General features: G+C 32.6%; 1 protein-coding gene. It reads right to left on the bottom strand.

Annotated features, from left to right (window positions below):
• Window positions 1-1,262 (bottom strand): GW domain-containing glycosaminoglycan-binding protein (locus tag A5883_RS19110; protein ID WP_176323950.1); only part of this gene is annotated, 1,262 nt, incomplete at both ends.

The following is a 1,262-nucleotide window of genomic DNA, read 5'->3' as shown; positions in this document are numbered from 1 at the left end:
TTGCTCCATACGTATTCCATGGGCCTGCATAAATACCATCATACTTGGTTGCTTGGACTTTGCTATATTGGTCCAAAGTCTTACTAGAAAGAATTTTGTCATATAAAGTAAGGGTTCTATAATCAACCCAGCCAACAATCGTCCCATTTGAGTCTTTAAATTTATAGTACTTATCTGTCGCAGTCGATGCTTCTTCAATCACTGTTAATTTTTGACCATTATAATTTGATAGATCGCCAATTTTTGTATAACCAGGCGTATTCCAAGGAACATTATAGATGCCCGAATATTTAAGATCTTTTATTGTAGCATCGCTATCTAATGTTTTACTCGATAATACTTTGCCATATAATTTTATATTCTTTTCAGCTACCCAGCCTAAATAATTAGATCCCTCTTTAACTAAATAATATTTACTGTTGCCTGGCATAGTAACTTCTCGAATTGCATTTAATTTTTTATTAGCATAATTGCTAATATTCCCAGTTATTTTAGAATCAATATTACCTTGAGGTTCAGAAAAAATGTACCCGGTACCAGTCACTAAAGCATCGTTATTTATATTTTCTATCTTCGTAGCAACAGACCCACCAATCTTGTTATATATATAAACAACTAATTCATAGAAATCATACATTGAATAATTATTTGCACTAAAGTATCCCACAGGATCAGTATGATCCGTTCCTCCTAAAAACCTAGTAACTGCATCGTGACTCCAAATAGTTCCTTTCCCATCACTATGAGCATTATCTGGAAACAAATTATATTTTTTTAACATATATGCTGTATAAAAAGCGTCGTTATATACAGATCGATCAAAATTTGAACTAGAAACTCGCACCAATTCTATTTGAATAAATTTGGGATTAGCTTGTCGACCGGCCCCCCAACTGTAATAGTCTGTAGGATGGATTTCAATAATATTATTATGATCAACAAAAGCATGCACAAAAGCATTTTGCCAATTTCTTTTCATATATGCAATCTCATTTTGGATTGTAGAGTTTGAATTTGCAGTTTCATGTATGACAACCCCAGTAGGCAAAGCATATCCATCTTGATAGTTCATCTTATCAAAATTACCAGAATAGTCTTTTTGAATTTTAAGAAATGGGTAGTTTTTACTAATAATCTGCGAGTTTCTCTGACTCCTTAATAATGCAGTGATTTCATCATTAAGAATATTTGAGTCAAATATATCATCCGCATGAGCATTAGTAGGGAGCATTAGTATAGCTACGAACATACATACTTTTAGT

The sequence above is a fragment of the Enterococcus sp. 5B3_DIV0040 genome (assembly GCF_002140755.1).
GTDB lineage: Bacteria > Bacillota > Bacilli > Lactobacillales > Enterococcaceae > Enterococcus_D > Enterococcus_D casseliflavus.
The sequence above is the reverse complement of the archived record's forward strand: the minus strand, read 5'-3'. Positions and strand labels throughout refer to the sequence as shown.